This window comes from Myroides marinus (assembly GCF_900109075.1).
In the GTDB taxonomy this organism is placed as follows: domain Bacteria; phylum Bacteroidota; class Bacteroidia; order Flavobacteriales; family Flavobacteriaceae; genus Flavobacterium; species Flavobacterium marinum_A.
The window spans coordinates 26,502-51,499 of record NZ_FNYS01000023.1 but is presented as its reverse complement, the minus strand read 5'-3'; the positions used below and the strand labels follow the sequence as shown (position 1 = coordinate 51,499).

At 33.6% G+C, this 24,998-nt stretch carries 24 protein-coding genes and 3 tRNA genes; 12 read left to right on the top strand and 15 right to left on the bottom strand.

Translation table 11 applies throughout. The annotated features are described in order from the left end of the window. Positions 1–313: 313 nt before the first annotated feature. The 4 genes from lon to BMX53_RS16345 all read right to left on the bottom strand — a co-directional run bounded on the left by lon (position 314) and on the right by BMX53_RS16345 (position 6,190). Positions 314–2,782 (bottom strand): endopeptidase La, encoded by a 2,469-nt coding sequence (lon, locus tag BMX53_RS16360; protein ID WP_074747710.1) that lies wholly within the window; start codon positions 2,780–2,782, stop codon positions 314–316. Between the two features lie 200 nt (positions 2,783–2,982). Further along, on the bottom strand, positions 2,983–3,939 hold the full coding sequence (locus BMX53_RS16355) for a DUF6252 domain-containing protein (RefSeq protein ID WP_074747708.1): 957 nt from the start codon (positions 3,937–3,939) through the stop codon (positions 2,983–2,985). 80 nt (positions 3,940–4,019) lie between these two features. Next, positions 4,020–5,324 (bottom strand): MFS transporter, encoded by a 1,305-nt coding sequence (locus tag BMX53_RS16350; protein WP_038985374.1) that lies wholly within the window; start codon positions 5,322–5,324, stop codon positions 4,020–4,022. A gap of 50 nt (positions 5,325–5,374) precedes the next feature. After that, entirely contained in the window at positions 5,375–6,190 is an 816-nt protein-coding gene (locus tag BMX53_RS16345) for a M48 family metallopeptidase (protein ID WP_074747705.1), read from the bottom strand. Between the two features lie 118 nt (positions 6,191–6,308). Between BMX53_RS16345 and BMX53_RS16340 the strand changes: the two genes are divergently transcribed. Further along, positions 6,309–7,175, top strand: a complete 867-nt coding sequence (locus tag BMX53_RS16340) for an alpha/beta hydrolase (RefSeq protein ID WP_038985371.1) — start codon at positions 6,309–6,311, stop codon at positions 7,173–7,175. A gap of 4 nt (positions 7,176–7,179) precedes the next feature. After that, positions 7,180–7,656 (top strand): peptide-methionine (R)-S-oxide reductase MsrB, encoded by a 477-nt coding sequence (gene msrB / locus BMX53_RS16335; protein WP_063176751.1) that lies wholly within the window; start codon positions 7,180–7,182, stop codon positions 7,654–7,656. A 324-nt stretch (positions 7,657–7,980) separates the two neighbouring features. On the opposite strand, the gene BMX53_RS16330 is transcribed toward msrB, so the two are convergent. Continuing rightward, complete coding sequence (locus BMX53_RS16330; protein ID WP_074747702.1) at positions 7,981–8,712, bottom strand: biotin--[acetyl-CoA-carboxylase] ligase; 732 nt, start codon at positions 8,710–8,712, stop codon at positions 7,981–7,983. A 98-nt stretch (positions 8,713–8,810) separates the two neighbouring features. Between BMX53_RS16330 and rsfS the strand changes: the two genes are divergently transcribed. From rsfS to BMX53_RS16295, 7 genes are all read left to right on the top strand, one after another. After that, positions 8,811–9,182 carry a ribosome silencing factor gene (rsfS, locus tag BMX53_RS16325; RefSeq protein WP_038985368.1) on the top strand — a complete coding sequence of 124 codons (372 nt, stop codon included), beginning with the start codon at positions 8,811–8,813 and terminating at the stop codon, positions 9,180–9,182. Between the two features lie 19 nt (positions 9,183–9,201). Beyond that, positions 9,202–11,169 (top strand): ATP-dependent zinc metalloprotease FtsH, encoded by a 1,968-nt coding sequence (gene ftsH, locus BMX53_RS16320; protein WP_038985367.1) that lies wholly within the window; start codon positions 9,202–9,204, stop codon positions 11,167–11,169. Between the two features lie 112 nt (positions 11,170–11,281). Continuing rightward, positions 11,282–11,893, top strand: coding sequence for an LUD domain-containing protein (locus BMX53_RS16315; RefSeq protein WP_038985366.1), 612 nt, complete (start codon positions 11,282–11,284; stop codon positions 11,891–11,893). A 1-nt stretch (position 11,894) separates the two neighbouring features. Next, complete coding sequence (locus BMX53_RS16310; RefSeq protein ID WP_074747699.1) at positions 11,895–12,695, top strand: phosphatidate cytidylyltransferase; 801 nt, start codon at positions 11,895–11,897, stop codon at positions 12,693–12,695. 2 nt (positions 12,696–12,697) lie between these two features. After that, on the top strand, positions 12,698–13,351 hold the full coding sequence (locus tag BMX53_RS16305; RefSeq protein ID WP_074747696.1) for a phosphatidylserine decarboxylase family protein: 654 nt from the start codon (positions 12,698–12,700) through the stop codon (positions 13,349–13,351). 5 nt (positions 13,352–13,356) lie between these two features. Then, a complete protein-coding gene (locus BMX53_RS16300) occupies positions 13,357–13,629 on the top strand; it encodes an acyl-CoA-binding protein (protein ID WP_038985363.1) in 273 nt (90 codons plus the stop codon). Next, entirely contained in the window at positions 13,616–14,482 is an 867-nt protein-coding gene (locus BMX53_RS16295; RefSeq protein WP_074747693.1) for a superoxide dismutase, read from the top strand. Before BMX53_RS16300 ends, BMX53_RS16295 begins: the two co-directional genes overlap by 14 nt. Positions 14,483–14,541: 59 nt before the next feature. Here BMX53_RS16295 and dnaB read toward each other — a convergent pair whose 3' ends face one another. From dnaB to BMX53_RS16260, 7 genes are all read right to left on the bottom strand, one after another. Next, complete coding sequence (gene dnaB / locus BMX53_RS16290) at positions 14,542–16,119, bottom strand: replicative DNA helicase (RefSeq protein WP_038985362.1); 1,578 nt, start codon at positions 16,117–16,119, stop codon at positions 14,542–14,544. A 134-nt stretch (positions 16,120–16,253) separates the two neighbouring features. Next, complete coding sequence (locus BMX53_RS16285; protein ID WP_074747690.1) at positions 16,254–17,207, bottom strand: acetyl-CoA carboxylase carboxyltransferase subunit alpha; 954 nt, start codon at positions 17,205–17,207, stop codon at positions 16,254–16,256. 63 nt (positions 17,208–17,270) lie between these two features. After that, entirely contained in the window at positions 17,271–18,164 is an 894-nt protein-coding gene (locus BMX53_RS16280) for a DMT family transporter (RefSeq protein WP_074747688.1), read from the bottom strand. Beyond that, positions 18,151–19,224 carry an LptF/LptG family permease gene (locus BMX53_RS16275; protein WP_038985359.1) on the bottom strand — a complete coding sequence of 358 codons (1,074 nt, stop codon included), beginning with the start codon at positions 19,222–19,224 and terminating at the stop codon, positions 18,151–18,153. The genes BMX53_RS16280 and BMX53_RS16275 overlap by 14 nt, the downstream gene beginning before the upstream one ends. 41 nt (positions 19,225–19,265) lie before the next feature. Beyond that, positions 19,266–20,396: a tRNA guanosine(34) transglycosylase Tgt gene (tgt, locus tag BMX53_RS16270; protein ID WP_038985358.1), complete on the bottom strand. Its 1,131-nt coding sequence runs from the start codon at positions 20,394–20,396 to the stop codon at positions 19,266–19,268. A 92-nt stretch (positions 20,397–20,488) separates the two neighbouring features. After that, the gene (locus BMX53_RS16265; RefSeq protein ID WP_074747685.1) at positions 20,489–21,499 is read right to left on the bottom strand and encodes a FecCD family ABC transporter permease; all 1,011 of its coding nucleotides are present in this window, start codon (positions 21,497–21,499) and stop codon (positions 20,489–20,491) included. Positions 21,500–21,501: 2 nt separating this feature from the next. Then, on the bottom strand, positions 21,502–22,647 hold the full coding sequence (locus BMX53_RS16260) for an ABC transporter substrate-binding protein (RefSeq protein ID WP_074747682.1): 1,146 nt from the start codon (positions 22,645–22,647) through the stop codon (positions 21,502–21,504). Between the two features lie 180 nt (positions 22,648–22,827). Here BMX53_RS16260 and BMX53_RS16255 point away from each other — a divergent pair, with 180 nt between their 5' ends. Then, positions 22,828–23,058 carry a hypothetical protein gene (locus tag BMX53_RS16255; RefSeq protein WP_038985355.1) on the top strand — a complete coding sequence of 77 codons (231 nt, stop codon included), beginning with the start codon at positions 22,828–22,830 and terminating at the stop codon, positions 23,056–23,058. 2 nt (positions 23,059–23,060) lie between these two features. Continuing rightward, the gene (locus BMX53_RS16250; protein WP_074747680.1) at positions 23,061–23,591 is read left to right on the top strand and encodes a DUF4252 domain-containing protein; all 531 of its coding nucleotides are present in this window, start codon (positions 23,061–23,063) and stop codon (positions 23,589–23,591) included. 72 nt (positions 23,592–23,663) lie between these two features. Here BMX53_RS16250 and BMX53_RS16245 read toward each other — a convergent pair. After that, positions 23,664–23,736, bottom strand: a tRNA-Lys gene (locus tag BMX53_RS16245). A gap of 429 nt (positions 23,737–24,165) precedes the next feature. On the opposite strand from BMX53_RS16245, the gene BMX53_RS19145 reads away from it, so the two are divergent. Beyond that, positions 24,166–24,324 carry a hypothetical protein gene (locus BMX53_RS19145; RefSeq protein ID WP_164071955.1) on the top strand — a complete coding sequence of 53 codons (159 nt, stop codon included), beginning with the start codon at positions 24,166–24,168 and terminating at the stop codon, positions 24,322–24,324. Positions 24,325–24,746: 422 nt separating this feature from the next. On the opposite strand, the gene BMX53_RS16240 is transcribed toward BMX53_RS19145, so the two are convergent. Both BMX53_RS16240 and BMX53_RS16235 read right to left on the bottom strand, forming a co-directional pair. Next, a tRNA-Leu gene (locus BMX53_RS16240) sits at positions 24,747–24,828 on the bottom strand. 97 nt (positions 24,829–24,925) lie between these two features. Next, positions 24,926–24,998, bottom strand: a tRNA-Lys gene (locus BMX53_RS16235).

Genomic DNA, 24,998 nt, shown 5'->3' with positions numbered 1-24,998 from the left:
AAAATTTAAAAATTAGTTTAAATGCATTTATTTGCCAAATATAATAGTATTTATCACCACTCAAATCATTTTCTAAAACTTTCTAAAGGCTAGTCATTACTAAATACTACAAAAAAAATACTCCTTTGAAACCCTATTTCAAAAAAGTACCTTAAAAATACAAATATTTTCAACAACAGAAGCTAACAATTGTAAGTTAATCTATAAAAAAATATTAGTATATAACCAATAAAAACGTTAACCTTAAGTAAGTATATAAAAAAAGCACCACTCGTTAAAGTGATGCTTTTCTGTAATTATTTATTCTATTTTTTTACTTCTTAGCTACGTCAAATTTTTTAGCATTTTTTACTTTTTGATCTGTAATAGCTAATTCAAGTACCTCTTCCATTCTATCAACATAATGGAAAGTCAATCCTTTTAGATATTCTTCTTTGATATCCTCAATATCTTTTCTATTGTCCTTACATAAAATGATCTCTTTAATATTAGCTCGTTTAGCAGCTAAGATCTTTTCTTTAATACCTCCTACTGGCAACACTTTACCTCTTAAGGTAATCTCACCTGTCATCGCTAAGTTCTTTTTCACTTTGCGCTGAGTAAATGAAGACACCATAGAAGTTAACATAGTAATACCTGCACTAGGACCATCCTTAGGAGTAGCTCCTTCAGGTACGTGTATATGTATCTTATAATTATCAAATACCTCCTGAGTTATACCTAACTCATCAGCATGTGCTTTTATGTATTCTAATGCAATGGTAGCAGATTCTTTCATCACTGTACCTAAGTTACCTGTGATTGATAATTCTCCTTTGCCCTTAGAGATAATAGATTCGATATATAATATATCTCCACCTACACTCGTCCATGCTAACCCTGTAACTACACCAGCTACATCATTATTCTCATACTTATCATTTTCGAATCTTGGAGTACCTAATATCTTTTTGATATCCTCTTCTGTCATCTTCACATTATACTCCTCCTCCATCACAATACTCTTAGCTACACCTCTTGCGATATGAGCCAACTGCTTATCTAAACCACGTACACCAGACTCTCTAGTATAATTAGTAATGATAAATTCCATTTGTTTTTTACCTACTACTACATCTTTAGAAGTCAATCCATGAGCTGTTAGCTGTTTCGCTAATAAATGCTGTCTACCTATCTCTACCTTCTCCTCTATCGTATACCCAGTCATCTCGATAATCTCCATACGATCTCTTAATGCTGGCTGTATAGTACTCAAGCTATTAGACGTAGCGATAAACATCACCTTAGACAAGTCATATCCCATCTCTAAGAAGTTGTCATAGAACTCATGATTTTGTTCTGGATCTAATACTTCTAACAACGCAGACGAAGGGTCTCCATTATGACTAGATGACAACTTATCTATCTCATCTAATAAGAACACAGGGTTAGATGTTTTAGCTTTTTTCAAACTCTGAATAATACGTCCAGGCATAGCCCCGATATATGTTTTTCTATGTCCTCTGATTTCAGCCTCATCACGTAATCCTCCTAAAGAAATACGCACATATTCACGTCCTAATGCATCTGCTATAGATCTACCGATAGAAGTCTTACCTACACCAGGAGGACCATACAGACATAATATAGGGGATTTTAAGTCATTTCTAAGTTTCAGTACTGCCATGTGCTCTAACACACGCTTCTTCACATCCTCTATACCATAATGATCTTTATCTAACTGCTTCTGCGCATTCTTAAGGTTAAACACATCCTTAGAATAATGCTCCCAAGGCAATTCTAATAACAGCTCTAAATAATTGCGCTGAATACCAAATTCTGCCACTTGAGGATTCATACGTTGAAACTTCATCAACTCTTTGTCAAAACGCTCTTTTACAGTTTTAGACCATTTCTTAGTAGCTGCTTTTTTACGCATTTCTTCAAACTCTTCTTCATTTGAAAAACCACCCAATTCCTCTTGAATAGTTTTCATCTGTTGATGTAAGAAATACTCTTTCTGCTGTTGATCTAAATCTATGCGTACTTTAGTCTGAATATCATTGCGCAACTGAAGTTTTTGCAACTCCATTGTCATCATTTTTAACGCTTCTAATCCTCTAGCATTTAAGTCATCGATATTAAGCAAACGTTGCTTGTCTGCAATATCCATACTCATATTAGAAGAAACGAAGTTAATCAAAAACGAATCACTATTAATATTCTCTATCGCAAAGGCAGCATCAGATGGAATATTAGGGTTCTCCTTAATAATCTCTAGAGCAGTCTCTTTTATAGAATCTACAATTGCAGGAAACTCTTTGTTCTTCTTGCCAGGGCGTTTTTCTATACGAGGTATCACATTCGCCTTCATAAAAGGCTCTTCTTGGACTAACTCAGTAATCTCAAAACGCTTTTTACCCTGTAGAATAACAGTGATATTACCATCAGGTAGTTTTAATAATTTGATAATACGAGCTACAGTACCTATACGATAGATCTCATTAATACCTGGATCATCAGTACTCTCATCAATCTGAGCTACTACTCCTATCGTTTTATCACCTTTATTTGCTTTATTAAGAAGTTCGATAGACTTATCTCTACCTGCTGTAATCGGAATCACTACACCTGGAAACAACACCATATTACGCAAAGGCAATATAGGTAGCACAGTTGGCAACTCCTCATTGTTCATTTCTTCTTCATCTTCGCTTGAGAAAATTGGAATAAACTCTGAATCCCCATCTCCTAAATCTTGTAACGACAAGTTGTCAAACGTTATTAATTTTTGATTTGCCATATGTATTTTTACGTCATTTTGTCAGTTATCAATATCTAATGTACTCTAATATTTCCAGAACACCTACTTAACTAACTGATTACCAACAAAAATATTTATTTTAAATTGTTATACCATATTAATATTTCAATCTTTATGCCATAAAAAAAATCCTCACAAACTTTGCAAGGATTTTTATCTTTATGTTAAAATTCCGAATTTTAATTATTCACAGTTTTGATAAGAACTACAGAGAAATCTCCAAATGTAATCTTCACTTTATCTTCAGGATTATCTACTCCTACTAATGTAGCATCAAAACGTCCTTTTAAAACAATCTTATTACTATCTTTTTTATCTACTTCATATGAGTCAAATCGTATAAACCCTTCTGTCTCCCCTACTCCCTCTGAAGTATACTTAATACCATACTTAGAAGTGTACTTCACATTAAACCATCCTAGCTTTTTGAAATCCTTTGGATCTGCTGACACTTTGATATCAGTACTTGGAAAATCAAGGATTAACTCTTGAGTCATCTCCACAGCATCTAAACTAGTGATAACTACTCTATCTCCTTTTATCTCTCCTTTTTCACTTGGATTCTCTAATGCTGTTCCGTTTACGAAAGCTTCTAGATAAGTAACCTCTTTTCTTTTAAAAGGTATATCTGTAAAGCTTCCACTAATAGCAAATGGTTTTAAGTTAGGATTATCTTTACTAGTCGGTATCATACGTGTGATATTAAAATCACCTGTTACCACTCTAGCCTTTCTATTAATCGTTTTAACATTAACTAACCCTGTTATAAAAGTAGGTCTATCAGGATCTATAGTTGTATACCATAATTTATGCTCATTAGAATAGTAGTTATTTTCATTAGCATTAGTAGGATACGTCCCAGTCTGAAACTTTAGTGTTCTTAGTAATAAGATATCATTCCCTGTCTTATCAGCACCTTTTACAGTAATCTCTAACACACCATCTTTATCTACCGTAGCCTTTATACTATCTCTAAGTAATATATTATCACCTTGATTATTAATAGTCATTATAGGTTTACCTACACCTTTTTCACCTTCGATGATAGGATCATACTTCTCGTTATCACATGACACGACTGTCAGTCCTGCGATAGTGAATAAACTTAATGTTAATATTTTAAATGTCTTTTTCATATTATAGCGAACAATTCTTAAAAGTAATCTTTTTACAAATATACAAGTAATAAAACACAATCTTATTAAGAGTCTTACTACTAACTCTGTTTTTTATTAGGTATTCTAAGTAATAAAACAAATCCAACGGCGAAGAACACTATTAAAAACAAAATAGCATTCTGCATCTTTCCTGTCAAATCACTTACTAATCCATACATAGACATACCTAATACAATACCTAACTTCTCAGTCACATCATAAAAACTAAAGAATGATGTAGTGTCAGTAGTCTCAGGTAACAACTTAGAATATGTAGATCTAGATAAGGACTGAATACCTCCCATCACTAGACCAACAAAACTAGCTGCTACATAGAACTCATTAGGCGTAACTATAGTGTATGCATATAAACATATTACTATCCATAACGCATTTAACACACATAACGTATATATATTACCTATTTTTTTTGAAAGCATAGAAGTTAAGTATGCTCCCGCTATAGCTACAATCTGGATCATTAGTATACTTAAAATAAGCCCTGTGGTACGCTGAGTATCATTTTCCCAGGCTATCTCTTTTTCTCCGAAATAAGCTGCGATCACCATAACAGTCTGTACAGCCATACTATAAACGAAAAACGCTACTAAATATCGCTTTAAAGAGACATATTCTTTTAATTCATTCCACACCTTCTTTAATTCTCTAAATCCTTTAAAAAATACAGATCTAGTAATCTTCTTATCGTTCTTAAAATCTGGTAAATATCTAAATGTATACATACTGAAGCCTACCCACCATAATCCTACTAGTATAAATGAGAAACGCATAGCTGTCATCGCTGATTCAAAGCCAAATGTCTCATACTTCATTACCAATAATAAATTTAACAACAATAACACTACACTCCCTACATATCCTAACGAATATCCCTTAGCACTAATGCCATCTTGCTGTTCTGTAAAAGCGATGTCAGGTAAATAAGAATTATAAAACACTAGACTTCCCCAAAAACCAATTAATCCAAACATATAGATCAATAAGCTAATTATCATATAGTCTAAACTAAAGAAGTATAACAACATACATGACACTGAACCTATTCCGCAAAAAAGCTTCATAAAGAACTTCTTAGTCCCTAAATAGTCTGCTATACCCGATAAAATAGGAGATAATACACACACTATTAAAAAACCAATAGCAGTGATATAACTAATAATAGATTCGCTCTTGATAGATGTTCCCCAAAAATCAAAGCTATCAATATTTAATTCTCTAAAAAGAGATCCGTAATACAACGGAAAGATAGATGATGATATTACTAACGCATATACAGAGTTAGCCCAATCATAGAATGCCCAAGCGTTCAAAAGTTTCTTATCGCCTTTTACAAAACTTTTCATAAACAATCGTATTAAAAAAATAAGCTACCTTATAGGTAGCTTATCATATTTTACTTTCCGAAAGATACACCAAATTTTGCTGCTTCAGCTTTTGCTTCAGGAATTAATTTCTTTAAATTTTCAATACGCTCAGTATTACTAGGGTGAGTACTCATCCATGAATTTCCTCCTGCACTACCGTCTCTAGAAGCCATTCTACTCCAAAAACTTACAGCTTCCTCTGGATTATATCCTGCCAAAGCCATTAATGTCAATCCAATCTTATCAGCTTCAGTCTCATTAGCTCTACTAAATGGCAACATACCTCCCACTTGAGTACCATAGCCATAAGCTGCTGACCATAACTGCTTAGATGTAGCACTAGACTTAGCTGTAGCAGCATCTAATGCCACTGCTCCAGCCTGCTGTAACATCGCTGCACTCATACGTTGCTGACCGTGATTAGCTAAAGCATGTGATACCTCATGTCCCATTACTACCGCTATACCTGCATCTGTCTGACATATAGGCAATATTCCTGTATAAAACACAATCTTTCCTCCTGGCATACACCACGCATTCACCTCTTTATCATCTACTAGATTGTATTCCCATTTATAATCATTAAGATAAGAACCATACCCATTAGCATTCAACCAGATTTCGGCTGCTTTCTTAATCTTCATACCTACATCAGTGATGCGTTGTGCATCTTTTGTACCTTTAATCACCTTATGTTCTTTTAAAAAAATATCATATTGTGAGAATGACATTGGAAAAAGTTCAGCATTCGAAGTGAAAGCCATTGTCTTCTTTCCAGTAAAAGGATTTGTTGCACAAGCAGTTAACAACAAAACAGTCGATAAGGATAAAACTATTTTCTTCATTACTTTTTTATTTTCAAAATTACTAGTAATTCGCAAAATTCAAAATACTTTTACTTCTATAATAATCACTTTGAATTCTTTTAATTTCGTAGTTTTGTTAGCTTAGAACATTATTATAATGCAAAATCAAAAACCAAAACAATCGCTAGAAATACCTAAAAGCATAATAGTAATAGGAAAAACATTACAATTATTTTCTAAAAATCTAGCCACTAGATTTGCTCAAAACCTATTTATTACTCCTCTTAAATTCAAACCACCTAAGAGAGAGAGAGAAATGCTAGAAAAGAGTATTGTCACTAAGATAACTGTACCTGCACTGCGTAAAGACATTGTAGTATATCAATATGGAACAAATAAAGCAGCTAACAAAAAAGCGCTACTAATACACGGATGGAATGGTAGAGGTACACAGTTAGTCACTATTGCCAACATGTTAATGCGTGCTGGGTATGATATCGTTAGCTTTGACGCACCAGGTCATGGTAAGTCTCCTAAGACTAAAACCAATATGACAGAATTTATCGCTTCTGCCTTTGAAGTAGAAAAGCAGTTTGGTCCATTTGAGTTAGTTATCGGTCACTCATTAGGAGGTATGACGACGATGAATGCTCTAAGAGATGGACTTAAAGCTAAGAAAGCTGTCATTATAGGTAGTGGTGATGTGGTAGAAGATGTGGTAGATGACTTCGTTAGTCAAATCCAACTAAAACCTATTATTTCTAAAAAAATACAAGAGAGATTTGAGACTCAATTTAATCAATCTATGCAGAGCTACTGTGTACATTTAGCTGCTGAGCACATTGATATTCCCTTGCTAATTATGCATGACGAAGATGATCTAGATGTAAATGTAAAAGCAGCTTATACTATCAAAAAACATAGTAAAAATGCTGAGATAATGATCACATCTGGCCTAGGTCACCGCAAAATATTAGGAGACAAAAAAATAATAGAACGTATCAAGGCTTTTATAGAACAGTAAAGTCATGAAAACTATATTACTTAGTCTTTTTATTTTAAGTACATTAGCATGTAAAGACGCCAATTATCAAAAAATAGAACAAATGAAAAAAGATAAAACGACTTCAGAACAAGAGTGGCAACAAACCTTAACGCCTGCGGAGTATTATGTACTAAGAGAGAAAGGTACTGAACGCCCTTTCACAGGAGAGTATAATGACTTCTACGAGAAAGGAACTTATCACTGTGCAGGGTGTGGACAAAAACTGTTCGACTCTGACACTAAATTTGATTCACACTGTGGTTGGCCATCATTTGACAAGGCTATAGAAGGGTCAGTTATTTTTACTGAAGATTTATCACATGGCATGAAGAGAGTCGAAGTGACATGTTCTAATTGTAATGGACATCTAGGTCATATCTTCCCTGATGGACCTGCTGAGACTACAGGTATGAGATACTGTATGAACTCTGTATCACTAAAATTTAAAAGAGAAGAATAATATACGAAAAAGGAGAATAACTGACAGTTATTCTCCTTTTTTATATACTTTATTACATTTTCTATTCCACATTGAGTGTGTTTTCATTGGAGTGAGTCCATAGTGAGTCCATGGTAAGTCCATAATGCCTCCATTGTTTTAAGCAATATAATAGAGTCACTATGGATCCATTATACTTTCAACATTCATTTATTCCAATCAGAGTCCAATAACTTTCAAATTAGAAATCAACTTAAGCACTAAAAAAAACAATACCAGTTCCTATGTTATAGCTCAATATTATATTCACATGACAGGATAAGTTACAATTCTATAATCCTGTACTTAGTATAGTAACTTAACTTGTTTAATTTCAAAATGTTCCACACTATCATCCTCCTTCTTCACTTCTAATAAACCATATCTAGTCACTCCTAGAATTATACCCATAAAACGTTCACCTGATGGTAGTTCGAATGCGCTAGGCACATTGATACGATATAAATTACACTTATACTCTTCCCAAATAAAATCACTACCTTCTACTCTATACTTGTCACAATAACTAGTCAACATATCTATAATGGCATACATGAGCTCATCTTTATCTATCTTATGTCCACATGCCTTATATAAAGAGGTAGCTTGAGGTAAATGGCTAAAATCTTCTTGATTTACATTAATACCTATACCTACTACTGACAGTGTTTCGCCAGTTGCTTTGATTATATTCTCTATCAAAATGCCACCTATCTTCTTATTATATGACAATATGTCGTTAGGCCACTTAATGTTAAATGGCAGATTCAGCATTTTTATTAAGCTCTGCTGAACACTTAATGCAACGAGAATATTTAGATCAAAAACATATTCAGGAGACGATAACAAATCCTTCACTAACACACTAAACGTTAAGCTACTACCCTTCTCATCTACCCATACACTTCCTCTCTGTCCTTTGCCTTGAAATTGATTTTCAGTAACTACGACAGTGAAGTTTTCAAGATTGGAATGCGTTAATATTTCTTTCAAATAGGTGTTGGTCGACCCTATGGCATCGAGTTTGATAATATTCATTTAAAATTATTATAGACTAATCTGAACGATTTCATTATATTTGAATCCAAAATTAGCAAACATTACTTTTAAACTAGAATAAACAACAGAAAAAATAAATGGCAAACAAAAATATTAACAACGACGAGTTGATTGCAAACATTGTAAAAGGGATTGAAGCAGTAAAAGGAGAAAACATTACAATAATCGATTTAAGAGAAATAGACAATACTCCATGTGATTATTTTATCATCGCTGATGGTAATTCTAACACACAAGTTAATGCCATTTCAGGTTCTGTACAGAAATTAGTCTCTAAAGAATTGCGCGATAAACCTTGGCATGTCGAAGGTGAGGACAATGCAGAATGGATTTTGATGGACTACGTAAATGTAGTAGTACACGTGTTCCAAAAACACATCCGTGAATTTTACAACATCGAAAGCTTATGGGGAGACGCTAAAATCACTACCATTGACAGCCAGTATTAACCACTAAACCAAAAAATTCATGTCGGAAAATATGAAACCTAATCAAAATAAATCAAGATTTAATCCATGGGTATTATATGGAAGTATCTTGGTAATTATTTTGGTGATTAACTTCCTGACTAACGGAAGCAGCTTCGGAAACTCAAGACAATTGGGCCTTTCTAAGCTTTATGAATATGTAGACAAAGGATACGTAGAAAAAATAGACTTCAGCCGTACTGTAGCTAAAGTGTATCTTACACCAGATGCTCAAAAAAGTAAAGAGTTCGAAAGCTTAAATAAAAACAACATCTTAGGTAGAGAGAATGCAGGTCCACAATTCTTAACTGACATTGGGGATTCTAAAATATTCCAAGAAAAACTTGACAAAGCTACCGCTGAAGGAAAACTTAAAGAATATAAATCTGAACCAGATAGTAACTGGGGAGATATCTTAATTAGTTTCTTACCTATCATCATCATCATTGGATTCTGGTTATTCATGATGAGAAGAATGACTGGTGGTGGAGCTGGAGGTGGCGGAGGCCAAATCTTCTCTATCGGTAAGTCTAAAGCTAAATTATTCGACGAAAAGAATGATATTAAAGTTACATTTAAAGATGTAGCAGGATTAGAAGGTGCTAAAGAAGAAATCGTAGAAATCGTAGAGTTCTTAAAGAACCCTGAGAAATATACATCTATCGGTGGTAAAATCCCTAAAGGAGCTTTATTAGTAGGTCCTCCAGGTACTGGTAAGACTTTATTAGCTAAAGCTGTTGCTGGTGAGGCTCAGGTACCGTTCTTCTCTTTATCAGGTTCTGATTTCGTAGAGATGTTTGTAGGAGTTGGTGCTTCTCGTGTTAGAGACTTGTTTAAACAAGCTAAAGAGAAATCACCTGCTATTATCTTCATCGATGAGATTGACGCAGTAGGTCGTGCTCGTGGTAAGAGTAACTTCTCTGGATCTAACGATGAAAGAGAAAATACATTAAACCAATTGTTAACTGAAATGGATGGTTTTGGTTCTAATACGAACGTAATTGTATTAGCTGCTACTAACCGTGCTGAGATATTAGACAAGGCTTTATTAAGAGCTGGTCGTTTTGATAGACAAATCTATGTTGACTTACCAGACGTTAAAGAACGTGAGGCTATCTTTAATGTTCACTTACGCAACATTAAGAAAGTTGACAACTTAGATATTGACTTCTTATCAAAACAAACACCAGGTTTCTCTGGAGCTGACATCGCTAACGTATGTAACGAAGCTGCATTAACTGCTGCTCGTAAAGATAAAAAAGAGGTGGATATGCAAGACTTCTTAGACGCTGTAGATAGAATCATCGGTGGTCTAGAGAAGAAAAATAAAATTATCAGCCCTGAAGAGAAATACGCTATCGCTATTCACGAGGCTGGACACGCTACAGTAAGCTGGATGTGTGAGCATGCTTCTCCTCTAGTTAAGGTAACTATCGTACCTAGAGGTCAGAGTTTAGGAGCAGCTTGGTACTTACCTGCAGAAAGACAAATCGTAAGAACAGAACAAATGTTAGACGAGATGTGTGCTACTATGGGTGGACGTGCTGCTGAAAAGATTATCTTCGACAAGATCTCAACTGGTGCTTTAAGTGACTTAGAGAAAGTAACTAAACAAGCTAAAGCAATGGTTACTATCTACGGGCTAAACGAAAAACTAGGTAACATAACTTATTATGATTCGTCTGGACAAAGTGAGTACAGCTTCGCTAAACCTTACTCTGAAGAAACTGCTAGAGTTATAGATCAAGAGATTTCTTCATTAATAGAAGGACAATATGCTAGAGCTATTTCGATCCTTTCTGAGAATAGAGACAAATTAGTTCAGCTAGCTGATTTACTTTGTGAAAAAGAAGTAATCTTCAAACAAGATTTAGAGAACATCTTCGGTAAGAGACCATTCGATAAAGAAGGTGCTGTAGAAATAAATCTAAATTCTGAAACAAAATCAGAAAACAATACAGAATTATAAGATTCTATCTTATATAAACATTAAAAATCTTAACCTAAAGGCAACTTTAAGTTAAGATTTTTTTTATCTTTGAATAGTTAATCATTATTTATTCCTTCGGAGTTTATTTAATATGAGTTTTTTCAAAAAGTTAATACAAGTATTTCAACCTTCTGACCTAGTAGAGGACAATCCTACTGTGCATAGAAGTCAATACTTGCCTGAACAAAAACTCCCAGTAGATGAACTCTTTACTTTAAACTTTAACGATAACGGTGGTAAGTTTCTATACTGTGAGTCAGTAGATGAATTGAATGAAGCATTCATTAATATACTAGTAGAGAACGATTGGTTCGAAACTGAAGCTCTTACTTACGAAACTTCCCTTTTCTCAATGTTACAAGAGAATAATATAAAATACAGTGAGGTAAAAAATCCTACATTCTTTTTTTCGGGTTGTGAGAACTTAATAGCAGAAGATGGTTCTATCCTATTCTGTGATAAACAAATTAAGAATAATAAAGCACACGACTTACCAGATAACATTGTTATAGTGGCTAGAACTAGTCAAATGACTAGAACTAAAAGTGATGGTCTACGTGAAATCAAAAGAAAGTATGGTAGCGCTTTACCTACTAATATCACTGCATTCAATTATTTTAAACCATCTTCTAATGAAAGCGATTTCTTAGGCTATGGTAGATCTCCAAAAAATTTGTATTTATTACTTTTAGAAGACCTTTAATATGTCAGAAACAGTTACTCGAGCAATATCTGGTGCAGTATATATAGCACTATTGGTAGGAGCAACGTTATTCCACAAAATATCCTTTGAACTTTTATTTGGGGTATTTATGTTCATAGCTTCGTTTGAATTCGCTAAGCTAATTAAACTTCCTAAATCCCTAGCAATGATAATATCCCTTATGGCTTCTACTTGCCTATTTTGGGATAGAGATATATTACCTATTAATGCTATAGCAATCTTTGCTGCTGTAATTCTACTAGCTTTAGTTGCTGAATTATTTACTACTAAAAAACCAAATAGATCATTCCCTGTGAAGATGATTATCTTCTTAGGTTATATAATAGCATCTTTCTTATCTATTCAATACTTACCTTTCGTTAAAGAAGGAGATGAGTTAATCTATAGACCACAAGTTATTATCGGTCTATTAATTATGATATGGACAAATGATACTTTTGCCTACATTGTAGGCAAGAAGTTTGGAAAGAATAAACTATTTGAAAGAATATCTCCTAAAAAAACTATTGAAGGTTTCTTAGGTGGAATGGTCTTCACAGTAGTAGCAGCAATTATCCTTAGTCAATTTTTTAGCTTTTATAATATTGTAATTTGGATAAGTAGTGCTATTTTTGTCAGCATTTTTGGAACGATTGGAGACTTAGTCGAATCTCATTTCAAAAGAGAAGCTGGCGTAAAAGACAGCGGATCTATCATGCCTGGTCATGGTGGTATCCTGGATCGTTTAGATAGTGTTATATTTGTAGCACCATTTTTGTATTTAATATATCAAATTTTATAACTATGTTTCACAAAGAAGGAACTAAAATCATTTTCTTTTCATCACTAATCACTGCTGTATTAGTGGTACTAATTGATGTGTTATGCACTAGTATTCCATGGTTGAGAATGACTTTGCAATCAATAGTAATTATCTTTTTAATTCTAATATTACAATTCTTTAGAAACCCTAATAGAAGCATCAAACCAGATGACAATACAATATTGGCTCCTGTGGATGGTAAAGTAGTAGTTATAGAAGAGGTATATGAACCAGAATACTTTAAAGAAAAAAGATTAATGGTGTCTGTATTTATGTCTCCTCTTAATGTACACGTTACTCGTTATGGATTAAATGGATTAATCAAATACAGCCAATACCACGCTGGAAAATATCTAGTAGCATGGCATCCTAAAGCAAGTGAAGAGAACGAACGCACATCTGTAGTAATAGACAATCCTGTTTTTGGAGAAGTTATGTATAGACAAATCGCTGGAGCATTAGCTAAACGTATCGTTAACTATGCTAAACCTGGAATGCAAGCTATACAAGGAACAGATGCTGGATTTATTAAATTCGGATCAAGAGTTGACTTATATTTACCTTTAGGTACGAAAGTTGATGTGGTATTAAATCAAAAAGCAATTGGTAATAAAACTGTAATTGCACACAAATAAAAAGAATGAGTAATCTAGATTTAGAATTTACACAAGCTTATGAGCGTATTTCCCGGGAAGCTACAGATTTAGCTCCTGATGTAATGTTGCGCATATATGCTTTTTATAAACAAGCAACTAATGGTCTAAGCCACCAAGATTTTGAAGATATGTCAAGTGATTTAAAACGTGCATTTAAGTTTAATGCATGGACACAAGTCAGCCACTTAACAACAACTGAAGCAAAGCTAGAGTATATTAAACTAGCAAAAGAAATATTAGACAATGACAAAGCTTAAGTTACCTTTAATAGCAATAATCAGTTTAAACTTCTTAGTACTTACTTCTTGTGGTACTAAAGATGAATTAAACGAAGTTCAAATACCGGAGCGAGAATCATTTGCTACGCAGAACTCGAATTTCCCTGATCCAGCAACAATAAAAACAAAACAAGGTCCATACGAAATGGCACACTTGGGATATGGGTTTAATGATTATGCTGAAATATTAAAGCCTGAAAGTGTTTATATACACTTAGAAAAATATCACTTAAGTTATGCAAATAAATTAAATACTACAGTTCATGGTACACCATTCGAAAGAGATAGTATACCTGCTTTAGTATCAAGAATAGACAATAACTCTCCGAAAATAAAGAACTTTGCTGGAGGTTATTACAATCACAATTTATACTGGAAGTCTCTATCTCCTTTAGAACAAACTAAACCAACAGAGAGTTTAACTATTGCTATTAATGAATCATTTGGTTCTATGGCTGAGTTAAAAAAAGAGTTTATCAGTAAAGGAAACAGTCTAGTAGGTGCTGGATGGTTATGGATTGTCAACAATAATGGAGCTATACAAGTTATGGTAACTGCAAATAACGACACTCCGTCAATGCCTGAAGTAAATGGTGGTTATCCATTAATAGCAATCGACTTATGGGAACATGCTTATTACTCTACTTATGAAGATGATGTAACTGCATACCTAGAAGCTTGTTTTAAGTTTCTAAACTGGAGTTTTGCTAGTAAGCGCTTTATACCTAAAATTCAAACAACTGAAGTTGTAAACACAGCAACGCCTAGTACACCTAAAGTTCAAAGAACGGTACCAACAAGTAGTCAACAGACTCCTAAAACAGAAGAATAAAAGAGAAATAAAAAAACCTACTTAATAAATAAGTAGGTTTTTTTATTTCTATATATCTATTAAAATGGTACATCATCGTCATTCTGATATCCACCGTGATATCCTTGACTTGGAGAAGAACCAAAAATAGCATCACCTGGAGGTAAGCTACCTGCAAAATTCTGTCTATAATCTCCTCCCTCTTGTTCATTCATAGCTGATGAAAAAGTGGTACTACCAAATCCTATAACATCATCATCTAAATTGTCAAACTTACCAAACTGACCTAAGAATTTCAAACGAATATTATCTAGACCACCATTTCTGTGTTTAGCTACAATAAATTCCGCTTGACCTGCTGTAGGACTTCTTTCTTCATCATCCCATTCTTCAATTTTATAGTACTCTGGTCGATAAATAAATGATACAATATCCGCATCCTGCTCAATCGCTCCAGACTCCCTTAAATCGGATAATAACGGTCTTTTAGAAGCTCCACGAGTTTCTACTGCACGAGATAACTGAGATAAAGCAATAACTGGTACATCAAGTTCCTTAGCTAAGGCCTTTAATGTACGAGATATGGTAGAAATCTCTTGTTCACGGTTACCTCCTCCTTTCGAATTACCACCTGCTGTCATTAACTGTAAGTAGTCAATGATAATCAATTTAATTCCGTGTTGTGAAGCCAAACGACGTGCTTTTGCTCGTAAGTCAAAAATAGAAAGAGAAGGTGTATCATCAATATATAATGGTGCACGTTCTAAGTCTTTTACTTTTACGTTTAATTGCTCCCACTCATGCGTTTCTAATTTCCCAGTACGTAACTTCTCTGATGACAATCCTGTCTCAGACGAAATAAGACGAGTAATCAACTGAACAGAAGACATCTCTAATGAGAATACCGCAACTCCTGCACCTGTTCCAATAGCTATATTACGTGCCATCGATAGTACAAATGCCGTTTTACCCATACCAGGACGAGCTGCAATAATAATCAAATCACTTGGTTGCCACCCAGAGGTAAGTTCATCAAGTTTGTGAAATCCTGTTGCTAAACCACTCAGACCTTCTTTAGTACTGATCTCTTCAATTCTCTTCTTTGCTTGTGCTACTAAAGATTGAGCCGTCTCAGAGCTCTTCTTAATATTTCCTTGAGTAACTTCGTATAAACGCGCCTCAGCTTTATCTAATAAATCAAATACATCACTAGTTTCATCATATGCATCTTCAATAATCTCATTAGAAATTCTAATCAAACTACGTTGAATAAACTTCTGTAATATAATGCGTGAATGGAACTCAATATGTGCAGAAGAAGTAATCTTTTGAGTTAAGCTAACCAAATAATAATCTCCTCCTACCTGCTCTAACTTACCATTTTTACGTAATTGTGTAGACACAGTCAATAAATCTATTGGCTGATTACTTACGAATAGTTGATCTATAGCTTCAAATATATGCTTATGGGCATCTTTGTAAAAAGCATCAGGTTGTAGAATATCGATTACCTCATCAATACCTTTTTTATCAATCATCATAGCTCCTAACACAGCCTCTTCTAAATCAAGGGCTTGCGGAGGAAGTTTTCCTTTCTCTAAAGATACAACTTCCCTAGGGAAGGACTGTTTGGGTCTAAAATCTTTTGCTTGTTCCATACTGCTAAATTAATCCTTTTTGCCAATAACTCAATTCTAAATTATACAATTAGCCTGTTAACAACAAACTAATAAATAGTGAAAAAAAAATCCGAGATGTTATCTCGGATTTTCTATTTTATAATTTCAAAGAATTAGTCTTTATATTCACCCATTTCGAAATATTTCTCCATGCGCTTCTCGATTAATTTCTCTGTTGATAACTTAACTAAGCTCTTATAAGTATCTTCAATATACTTTCTAACTGAAGCAAAAGTTTCTTCTCTATTAGTGTGAGCTCCTCCTAATGGTTCAGGAATAATATCATCAACTAACTTATTTTTCTTCATATCATATGAAGTTAATTTTAATGCATCAGCTGCTCTTTCTTTGTGTTCCCAGCTTCTCCATAAAATAGAAGAACATGATTCTGGTGAAATTACAGAATACCAAGTATTCTCTAACATAGTTACTTTATCACCAACACCAATTCCTAATGCTCCACCTGAAGCTCCTTCTCCTACAATAATACAGATGATAGGCACTTTAATACGGAACATCTCATAGATATTACGAGCAATAGCTTCTCCTTGTCCTCTTTCTTCTGCTTCAAGTCCTGGATAAGCACCTGGAGTATCGATTAAAGTAACAATAGGAATATTAAATTTCTCTGCCATTTGCATTAAACGTAGAGCTTTTCTATATCCTTCTGGATTAGCCATACCAAAGTTTCTATACTGTCTAGTTTTAGTATTGTAACCTTTTTGTTGACCTACGAACATAAAACTTTGATCTCCGATCTTTCCTAGACCACCTATCATAGCTTTATCATCCTTTACATTTCTATCACCAAAAAGTTCTAAGAATGTATCACCACATAAAGCCTTAATATAATCTAATGTATAAGGTCTATTTGGGTGTCTAGACAATTGAACTCTCTGCCAAGCAGTCAAGTTTTTGTATATATTCTTTTTAGTTTCTTCTAATTTCTTCTCAATTTGCTTGCATGTAGCTGATACATCTACATCAGATTCTTCACCTATCAAAGCACATTTAGTTAGCTGTTCTTCAAGCTCTTTAATTGGAAGTTCAAAATCTAAATATTCCATTTATGATTAAGTTTTAGTTTCAATTACGAATTACAAAGATAAAACAATACTCGGATAGATAAGCTATCTAGCACTAAGTTTTCTGTTTTTTCTGTTTTTTACAACACCATTTAGTACTACTGTACTTAATATCAATAGAGCTCCAATGTAAAACTCTGGAGTCATTTTCTCACTATCTTTAAATATAGCCACCGCTAATAGAATTCCATAAATAGGCTCTAAATTAATTGTTAGCATTACTGTAAAAGGACTTAAATACCTCATAACATACACTGACCCTAAAAAGGCAAATGCAGTACAAATAGTACCTAATACTAATAACCACATCCAATCACTCATACTAACCTCAAAGAATTCCTTTGTAAATCCTCCTGTAAACAACAACGCTAAAGTCAAAACCATCAGCCCTCCCACCATTTCATAAAATGTAATTACAGGAGCCGCTGTATGCACTATTAACTTACTATTTATAATAGAGAACATAGCTGATAAACAAGCTGCTATCAATCCTAATACAATCCCTTCTATATAATGCCCACTCACACTAAAAATCAGAGTCAAAGCACAAACAACAATAACACCGAATACCATCTCATAGAACACAACTTTTCGTTTTAGAAAAATAGGTTCTAAAATAGAGGCAAAGAACGCGCCTGTTGACAAACATGCTAGAGTGATTGATATATTAGAGACTTTAATCGCTAAGAAAAAAGTCAACCAATGTAGCGCAATTACCACACCTGCTCCCAAAAACTGGATAATACGATGCTTAGGAGCCTTTACATTCTTTTTAGTTATTGCATAATAGATGATTAAAGTAATTACAGAGATAAGAATTCTATACCATACTAAAGGCAGGGCCTCTAATGATATTAACTGCCCTAAAATAGCAGTAAATCCCCATATAAAAACGATTATATGGAGATATATGTAACTTTTAATATTATCTGCGGGCATTTCTAAGTAAAAATATTGCTAAGATACCAAACACGATGTTTGGAAACCATACTGCGAATAATGGAGGAATACTTGAAGCCTCTGCTAGAGTTCCAAATATCTTATCAAAAAAGACATAAATAAACGCTAAGGCGATACCTATAGCTAAGTTCATTCCCATCCCTCCTCTTCTCTTCATTGAAGATACAGATACAGCTATAATTGTCAGAATAAATGCTGATACAGGTACACTGTACTTCTTATATAAAACTACTAAGTAAATATTAATATTAGCAGATCCTCTCATTTGCTCTTTCTCGATAAAGCGCTTTAAAGGTCCTAATTGCATAGTCTCAGCAGCATATACTACAGGAGTCAAATCATCAATATCAAAGTCGAGCTTCATTTCTTTTTGTTCAGCTTTTTCAAATGTATCTTCTCCTTTTCCTACTTCTCTTCTAAAGTAATCAAATAAAGTATATGTCTGTGTCTCAGGATTCCATTCTATCCTATTAGCCGTCATCTTAGCCACTAACCTATTCCCATCAAACTCTTCGTAAGAGAAATTATATCCTGTTTTTGAATTATAATTAAAATTACTTACGTAGATAAACTCTGTTGGACTGATTTGTCTAAACACATTCTGGCTCTCTCGTACCTGATCACTCTTCATATACTTATATCTAAAGTCATTAAAGCCCTGACTAGCTCCAGGTACAATAAATATAGACATAACTAATGCAAAAAGCGATACAATAGTAGCTCCTACAATATAAGGGCGTAAAAAGCGGTTGAATGAAATACCAGAACTTAATATCGCAACAATCTCTGTGTTATTAGCTAATTTCGATGTAAACCATATAATCGAAATAAATAACATAATAGGAAACAACATATTAGCAAAATAGATTGTAAAGTCCAGATAGTACACTAATACTGCCTGAAGTGGAACCTTATTTGCTAATATCTTGTTTATTTTTTCAGAAACATCAATAATGATCCCAATAGGCACAAAAAGTAACAACAACACAAAAAATGTCGCTAAATACCTTTTAAGTATATACCAATCTAAAATTTTCATATAATTACTATTAGATGCTTCTCTATATTTTTAATTAAAACTTATAAACGGTTGTCCATTTGTTTCACCATTTTATTTTTCCACTCAGTGAAAGTACCAGCTAAGATCTGACGACGTGCCTCACGTACTAACCATAAGTAAAAACCTAAATTGTGAATAGTTGCTATTTGTTTCCCTAAAGATTCATTAGCAGCAAAAAGGTGGCGTAAATAAGCTTTAGAGTAAGCTGTATCTACCCAAGTATAAGCATTCTCATCAATAGGTGAGAAATCATTTTCCCACTTCTTATTCTTCATATTTATAGATCCATTCGCTGTAAATAACATACCATTACGAGCATTACGTGTTGGCATTACACAGTCAAACATATCTACTCCTAAAGCGATGTTTTCAAGAATATTAATAGGTGTACCTACCCCCATTAAATAACGAGGTTTATCTTTTGGCAATATATCAGTTACCAACTCAGTCATTGCGTACATCTCTTCTGCTGGTTCTCCTACTGATAATCCTCCGATAGCATTACCATCAGCACCAATATTAGCAATATACTCAGCAGACTGCTGTCTTAAATCTTTAAAAGTACTTCCTTGAACAATAGGGAATAACGTCTGAGAATACCCATACATTTCAGGTACCTTAGTTAGATGCTCCACACATCTGTCTAACCATCTATGAGTACGATGCATAGACCTCTTAGCATATCTATAATCACAAGGATAAGGTGTACACTCATCAAAAGCCATAATAATATCAGCTCCGATAGTTCGTTGAATCTCCATAACACTCTCTGGTGAGAAGAAATGGTATGATCCATCTATATGTGATTTAAACTTAACTCCTTCTTCTTTAATCTTTCTATTTGAAGACAAAGAATAAACCTGAAAACCTCCACTATCTGTTAAGATGTTTCTGTCCCAGTTCATAAACTTGTGTAATCCTCCAGCCTGTTTAAGAATCTCCATCTTTGGTCTTAAGTAAAGGTGGTATGTATTACCTAAAATAATGTCTGGATTAATCTCATCTGCTAACTCACGTTGGTGAACTCCTTTAACCGAAGCTACGGTACCAACAGGCATAAAAATAGGTGTTTCTATAACACCGTGATCAAGCGTAATCTTCCCGGCACGAGCACGAGAACCTGCGTCTGTATGTAATAACTCGAATTTCATAGTAACTATTTACAATTGGCAAAGATAAAGTAAATCTACAGATGCTTATACTTTTTAATATTTTTTTCTGTAAGCCTAAACTTTGCTAAACATTAGACTTTTCGTCTTAATATTAACCATATAACTATAGGGGCTCCAAAGATAGATGTAACAGCATTAATCGGTAATAAGAACTGCTCTCCTTTTATTTGTGTCAACATATCACATATCAGCATTATGACTCCTCCTAAAAGAGCTGTACTTATAATAAGATACCTATGACTACTCACTTTTAATAACAACCTAGCGATATGAGGAACAGCCAAACCAATAAAAGCTATAGGCCCCACAAATGCTGTAGAAACTCCTGCTAACAAGCTTGTAACTAAAATAATTAGGTTACGTGCTCTTTTTACATTTACTCCCATAGAAGAAGCATAGTTATCTCCTAATAACATAGCGTCTAAAGAACGTATTAGAAGTAAACTTCCGAATACCCCAATAAAAACTACTACTCCAAATAACAAAATAACGTCCCAACTCAAATTACCTAGACTACCTAAAGACCAAAAAGCAAAGCGTTTTAATTGTTCAGCAGAGCTAAAGTAAGTTAGTATACTCACTATAGCATTAGCAAAACTTCCAAACATAAGTCCTACGATTAATACCGTAACAGTATTTCGAACTGTGTTAGATACTAATAACACCAAAAAAAGTAATCCTAAGCTACCTAGAACAGAGATTAAAGCTATACCATAACTAGATGTAAATAAAGCTACAAAAGCGGTAGGCAATAAAGAACTTCCTAAAATCAATATCGCTACACCAAGGCTAGCACCAGAACTAATACCTAAAACATAACTCTCTGCCATTGGGTTTCTAAATAAAGTCTGCATTAACAGTCCACTTATAGAAAGAGCTACTCCTACTAATACTGCCACTATAGCTTTAGGCAATCGATAATTAAGTATGATATATCGCCAAGTTTCTTTTACCTCAACATCTCCCAAAAGTACATCTAATGTAGTACCTATAGGAATACGAATACTTCCTACAGAAATATCAAGGACAAAGAATATCCCTAACAATACGACTAGAACACCTAAAACGACTTTCTTTCCCATACTTATTTTAATTGCTCAAAAAATACAGGTACATAATTAGGCATCTCTACTTCTGGATGAAGTATGTAGATCAAATCTTTTAATATTAAATCTGGACGTGTTGGCCCTAATTCATAGAATATACTTCCACCAGTAGCTCCTTTACGAGGAGCAAAAGAGTATACATTCTTATGTTTAAATGAACTAAACTTAGTATAATGAACATTAGCTTTCTCTAAATCACCTAAAGACTCATACTGAGCTGGATTTATCCAGAATGCAGCATCTATAGCTTTATCTAATACAGCCTCATAAGATAAAGACAAACTACCAGTACCATCTGTATCTTTCCATATATAATCAGCCTTAGCGTCTTTAAAGTAGATAGCCATCCAGCTCTGTCCCTGTGGAGCATACCATACATCCTGATACATAGCACCACTCATCACTGTAGGATAATTCTTAACATTCTTCACTAAACCCAAAGCCTCATTGTAATCCTTCACTATTTTATCAAAAAATACCTTAGCCTCTTTCTCTTTGCCATACAGAGCTCCGAATAGTTTTATCCACTCTGCTTTTCCCAAAGGGCTCTGCTCTACCCAATCACCATTGTAAATTACAGGAATTCCACTTTTCTGTACGGTACTTAAAGTAGCATTAGACTCATCCATTGTAAAAGCAACAATAACTTTAGGACTTAAGTCTAATAATAACTCTGTATTTAACTGCTCATTTTGCCCTAATTCCTTTACTTTTCCCTCATCTATAAACTTTCTTATAGAGGGTGAAGACACATAGTTAAGCCCTGGAAAGCCAATCAAACTCTGCTCTTGCTCTAATATAACTAGAGACGGTAAATGGGTCGTTGATGTAACGATAATATTATCTATTGGCACCTTAATCGCAGGTATTGCTTTTAATGAATCAGGTATAACTCCTTTTGACTCTTTATATAGTACATATTTAAAGGTCTTATTTGCATCTACCCACGGTTGTTTTATATTTATGATCGAGTACTCGTTATATTCATTAATAGAAAAGCCTTGCGCATACTCGATACTATTCTCAGTTTGTTTACTTTCTCCTAAATTCTCTTTATCCTTTTTACACGAGACTAATCCAGTAACAATAAATAGACAAATAGAATAAAACTTCCAGTTTTTCATAATTTCATAATTGGTTACCCTACAAAAGTAGAATAATATTAAACAATAAAAATATAAATACGACGGCAGTTATTACCAAAAACACAATATCAACTTAAAGCAGTATTTACACTATAACGTAGGAATTTAACAAAAACTTATTTACTTTTATCTTATGTTTGTACATATAGAGCAATATAAATGAAGAAAAAGACATCTATTAAAACCTTAATTTTCTTTGGAATATTAATATTAGGAGCCGTGCTTACTTTTATTTACTTCCCTACTAAGAAAGAGACTTCACCTATATTACCTAGCAATGAACTAGGTACTTATAACAATCCTGAAGTAGCTTATAAAGAATGTCATAAGCTACTAAATCAATTGTCTAGTGACCTAAACAAAGGCCTTAAGCCTAACAAATTAAAGTAATTATGAAGAAAACAATAAAAACAATATTCATATTTTTATTCACATTAAGCACCATAAACATTGCTTTCGCTCAAGATGAGTTTTCTTCTTTTGAGAAAAACAAGCAGGTTAATAGCGTTATTGTTAACCAAAAAATGTTTGAAATGATGGCTAATGTAAAAGTAGAACCGACTAATGAAGAAGAGAAAGCATACGTAAACTTAATCAAAAAGTTAACTTCTCTAAAGGTATTTAATACAACATCTAGTGCGGTAAAAGGAGAAATGAAAGCTGCAGTAGCTAAACATATCAGCTCTGCTTCTTTAAAAGAAATCTCTAGTAATAAAGATAGTGAAGCTAATGTGACTATATATGTTGACCAAAATGGTTCGTCTACTAACATTAATAAACTATTAATGTTTAATGAAAGTAATATAGATGGTAAAGAAAACATCGTTATGATTATAACTGGTCAATTCTCTATTAAGGAAATATCAGCATTAACTAAGAAAATGAACCTACCATTAGGTAATACACTAAATAAAATAAAGTAGCTCCAGGGTTACTTTATTTTTTTAGGCATAAAAAAAAGAGCAAAGATTAATTAAATCTCTGCTCTTTTTTTGTGACCCGACTGGGGCTCGAACCCAGGACCCCAACATTAAAAGTGTTGTGCTCTACCAACTGAGCTATCGAGTCATTGATCAACTAATTTGTTTCTCAATTGCTGTGCAAAGGTAGCCTTTTTTTTATTTCTCACAAAATTAAAACAACCTTTTTCTACACTAAAAATCACAACATATCATAACTATCACTAAATGAATTAATAGCACACAAAAAAAATATAAACTTTTTTTTAAATGAATATACTCTATCTCAACAATAACACTCTAACTAGCATTAAGCTTACAATTGAACCCCATCCACTACTCTTATTTACATACATTATATTTTAAGTAATAAATCTCTCTACATAAAAAAACAAACAGCTAACAATCAACAAAATAACCACAAAATCTAGAAAGCTAGAACTTATTATACAAATCAAATCTGTAAGATGACAATTATCATTTTAAATGTTAAAAATATTTCATACTTTAGTGTTAAAACAACAAAAATAAACAGATTATGACTTTGCAAAACCTACCGCTTTACAATTTCAACAATGGTACATTTATGATTATCATATTTGCATTGGTGTGTGTTGGATTAGTTGCTGCCCTATTTTTACTAATGGGACCATCTAAGAAAAACGATGAAAACAGTGATGAAACGAAACAAGACTAAAAAATAAGAGCTGTCTCTAACTTAGATGACAGCTCTTTTTTTATATATCCTTCTAGGGTTCCTTATTATTACCTTCTTACAGATGCATTCCCTCCTGTTCATATAACAGTCCATTGACTCAGCTATAACTGCCTTATCACTCCGTCTAATCCGCTGTTTTAACGGAGTCATTACGGACTTATAACGGAATCAATACTCTACAGCAATATCTCTAATACAGATATAATCCTCGTATCATTAATTATAATGTAAAACAATGATTATTAAAGTAGGTATAAAGAGAACATGACTAAAGCAATCTTAATTGTTATCTACATAGTTTTTCTATTAAGCCTAATAGATGGTTATATTCCCTTTAAAACGAACAAAATGACCACCACCTGTGATCATTTATGTTATTAATACTAGATTAAGTATATAAGTGACTACGATCAGATTCGAACTGACACGTCTTGCGACACCACCCCCTCAAGATGGCGAGTCTACCAATTTCTCCACGTAGCCTTAAGTTCACTACATTTAACTTTTAATCACTAATTAAAGATATAAAAATATAATGTACATAAACAAAAAAAGCTATCCTTATACAGAATAGCTTTAGTGACCCGACTGGGGCTCGAACCCAGGACCCCAACATTAAAAGTGTTGTGCTCTACCAACTGAGCTATCGAGTC

Bases quoted from the DNA above. Each gene is read 5' to 3' on its own strand.
- BMX53_RS16285 (WP_074747690.1), bottom strand. From the start codon at position 17,207: ATGGAATATTTAGATTTTGAACTTCCAATTAAAGAGCTTGAAGAACAG.
- BMX53_RS16340 (WP_038985371.1), top strand. From the start codon at position 6,309: ATGCAAAATCAAAAACCAAAACAATCGCTAGAAATACCTAAAAGCATA.
- BMX53_RS16305 (WP_074747696.1), top strand. From the start codon at position 12,698: ATGTTTCACAAAGAAGGAACTAAAATCATTTTCTTTTCATCACTAATC.
- BMX53_RS16355 (WP_074747708.1), bottom strand. From the start codon at position 3,939: ATGAAAAAGACATTTAAAATATTAACATTAAGTTTATTCACTATCGCA.
- BMX53_RS16310 (WP_074747699.1), top strand. From the start codon at position 11,895: ATGTCAGAAACAGTTACTCGAGCAATATCTGGTGCAGTATATATAGCA.
- BMX53_RS16280 (WP_074747688.1), bottom strand. From the start codon at position 18,164: ATGCCCGCAGATAATATTAAAAGTTACATATATCTCCATATAATCGTT.
- dnaB (WP_038985362.1), bottom strand. From the start codon at position 16,119: ATGGAACAAGCAAAAGATTTTAGACCCAAACAGTCCTTCCCTAGGGAA.
- BMX53_RS19145 (WP_164071955.1), top strand. From the start codon at position 24,166: ATGACTTTGCAAAACCTACCGCTTTACAATTTCAACAATGGTACATTT.
- BMX53_RS16260 (WP_074747682.1), bottom strand. From the start codon at position 22,647: ATGAAAAACTGGAAGTTTTATTCTATTTGTCTATTTATTGTTACTGGA.
- BMX53_RS16315 (WP_038985366.1), top strand. From the start codon at position 11,282: ATGAGTTTTTTCAAAAAGTTAATACAAGTATTTCAACCTTCTGACCTA.
- ftsH (WP_038985367.1), top strand. From the start codon at position 9,202: ATGTCGGAAAATATGAAACCTAATCAAAATAAATCAAGATTTAATCCA.
- lon (WP_074747710.1), bottom strand. From the start codon at position 2,782: ATGGCAAATCAAAAATTAATAACGTTTGACAACTTGTCGTTACAAGAT.
- BMX53_RS16255 (WP_038985355.1), top strand. From the start codon at position 22,828: ATGAAGAAAAAGACATCTATTAAAACCTTAATTTTCTTTGGAATATTA.
- rsfS (WP_038985368.1), top strand. From the start codon at position 8,811: ATGGCAAACAAAAATATTAACAACGACGAGTTGATTGCAAACATTGTA.
- BMX53_RS16295 (WP_074747693.1), top strand. From the start codon at position 13,616: ATGACAAAGCTTAAGTTACCTTTAATAGCAATAATCAGTTTAAACTTC.
- BMX53_RS16275 (WP_038985359.1), bottom strand. From the start codon at position 19,224: ATGAAAATTTTAGATTGGTATATACTTAAAAGGTATTTAGCGACATTT.
- BMX53_RS16345 (WP_074747705.1), bottom strand. From the start codon at position 6,190: ATGAAGAAAATAGTTTTATCCTTATCGACTGTTTTGTTGTTAACTGCT.
- msrB (WP_063176751.1), top strand. From the start codon at position 7,180: ATGAAAACTATATTACTTAGTCTTTTTATTTTAAGTACATTAGCATGT.
- BMX53_RS16265 (WP_074747685.1), bottom strand. From the start codon at position 21,499: ATGGGAAAGAAAGTCGTTTTAGGTGTTCTAGTCGTATTGTTAGGGATA.
- BMX53_RS16250 (WP_074747680.1), top strand. From the start codon at position 23,061: ATGAAGAAAACAATAAAAACAATATTCATATTTTTATTCACATTAAGC.
- BMX53_RS16300 (WP_038985363.1), top strand. From the start codon at position 13,357: ATGAGTAATCTAGATTTAGAATTTACACAAGCTTATGAGCGTATTTCC.
- tgt (WP_038985358.1), bottom strand. From the start codon at position 20,396: ATGAAATTCGAGTTATTACATACAGACGCAGGTTCTCGTGCTCGTGCC.
- BMX53_RS16350 (WP_038985374.1), bottom strand. From the start codon at position 5,324: ATGAAAAGTTTTGTAAAAGGCGATAAGAAACTTTTGAACGCTTGGGCA.
- BMX53_RS16330 (WP_074747702.1), bottom strand. From the start codon at position 8,712: ATGAATATTATCAAACTCGATGCCATAGGGTCGACCAACACCTATTTG.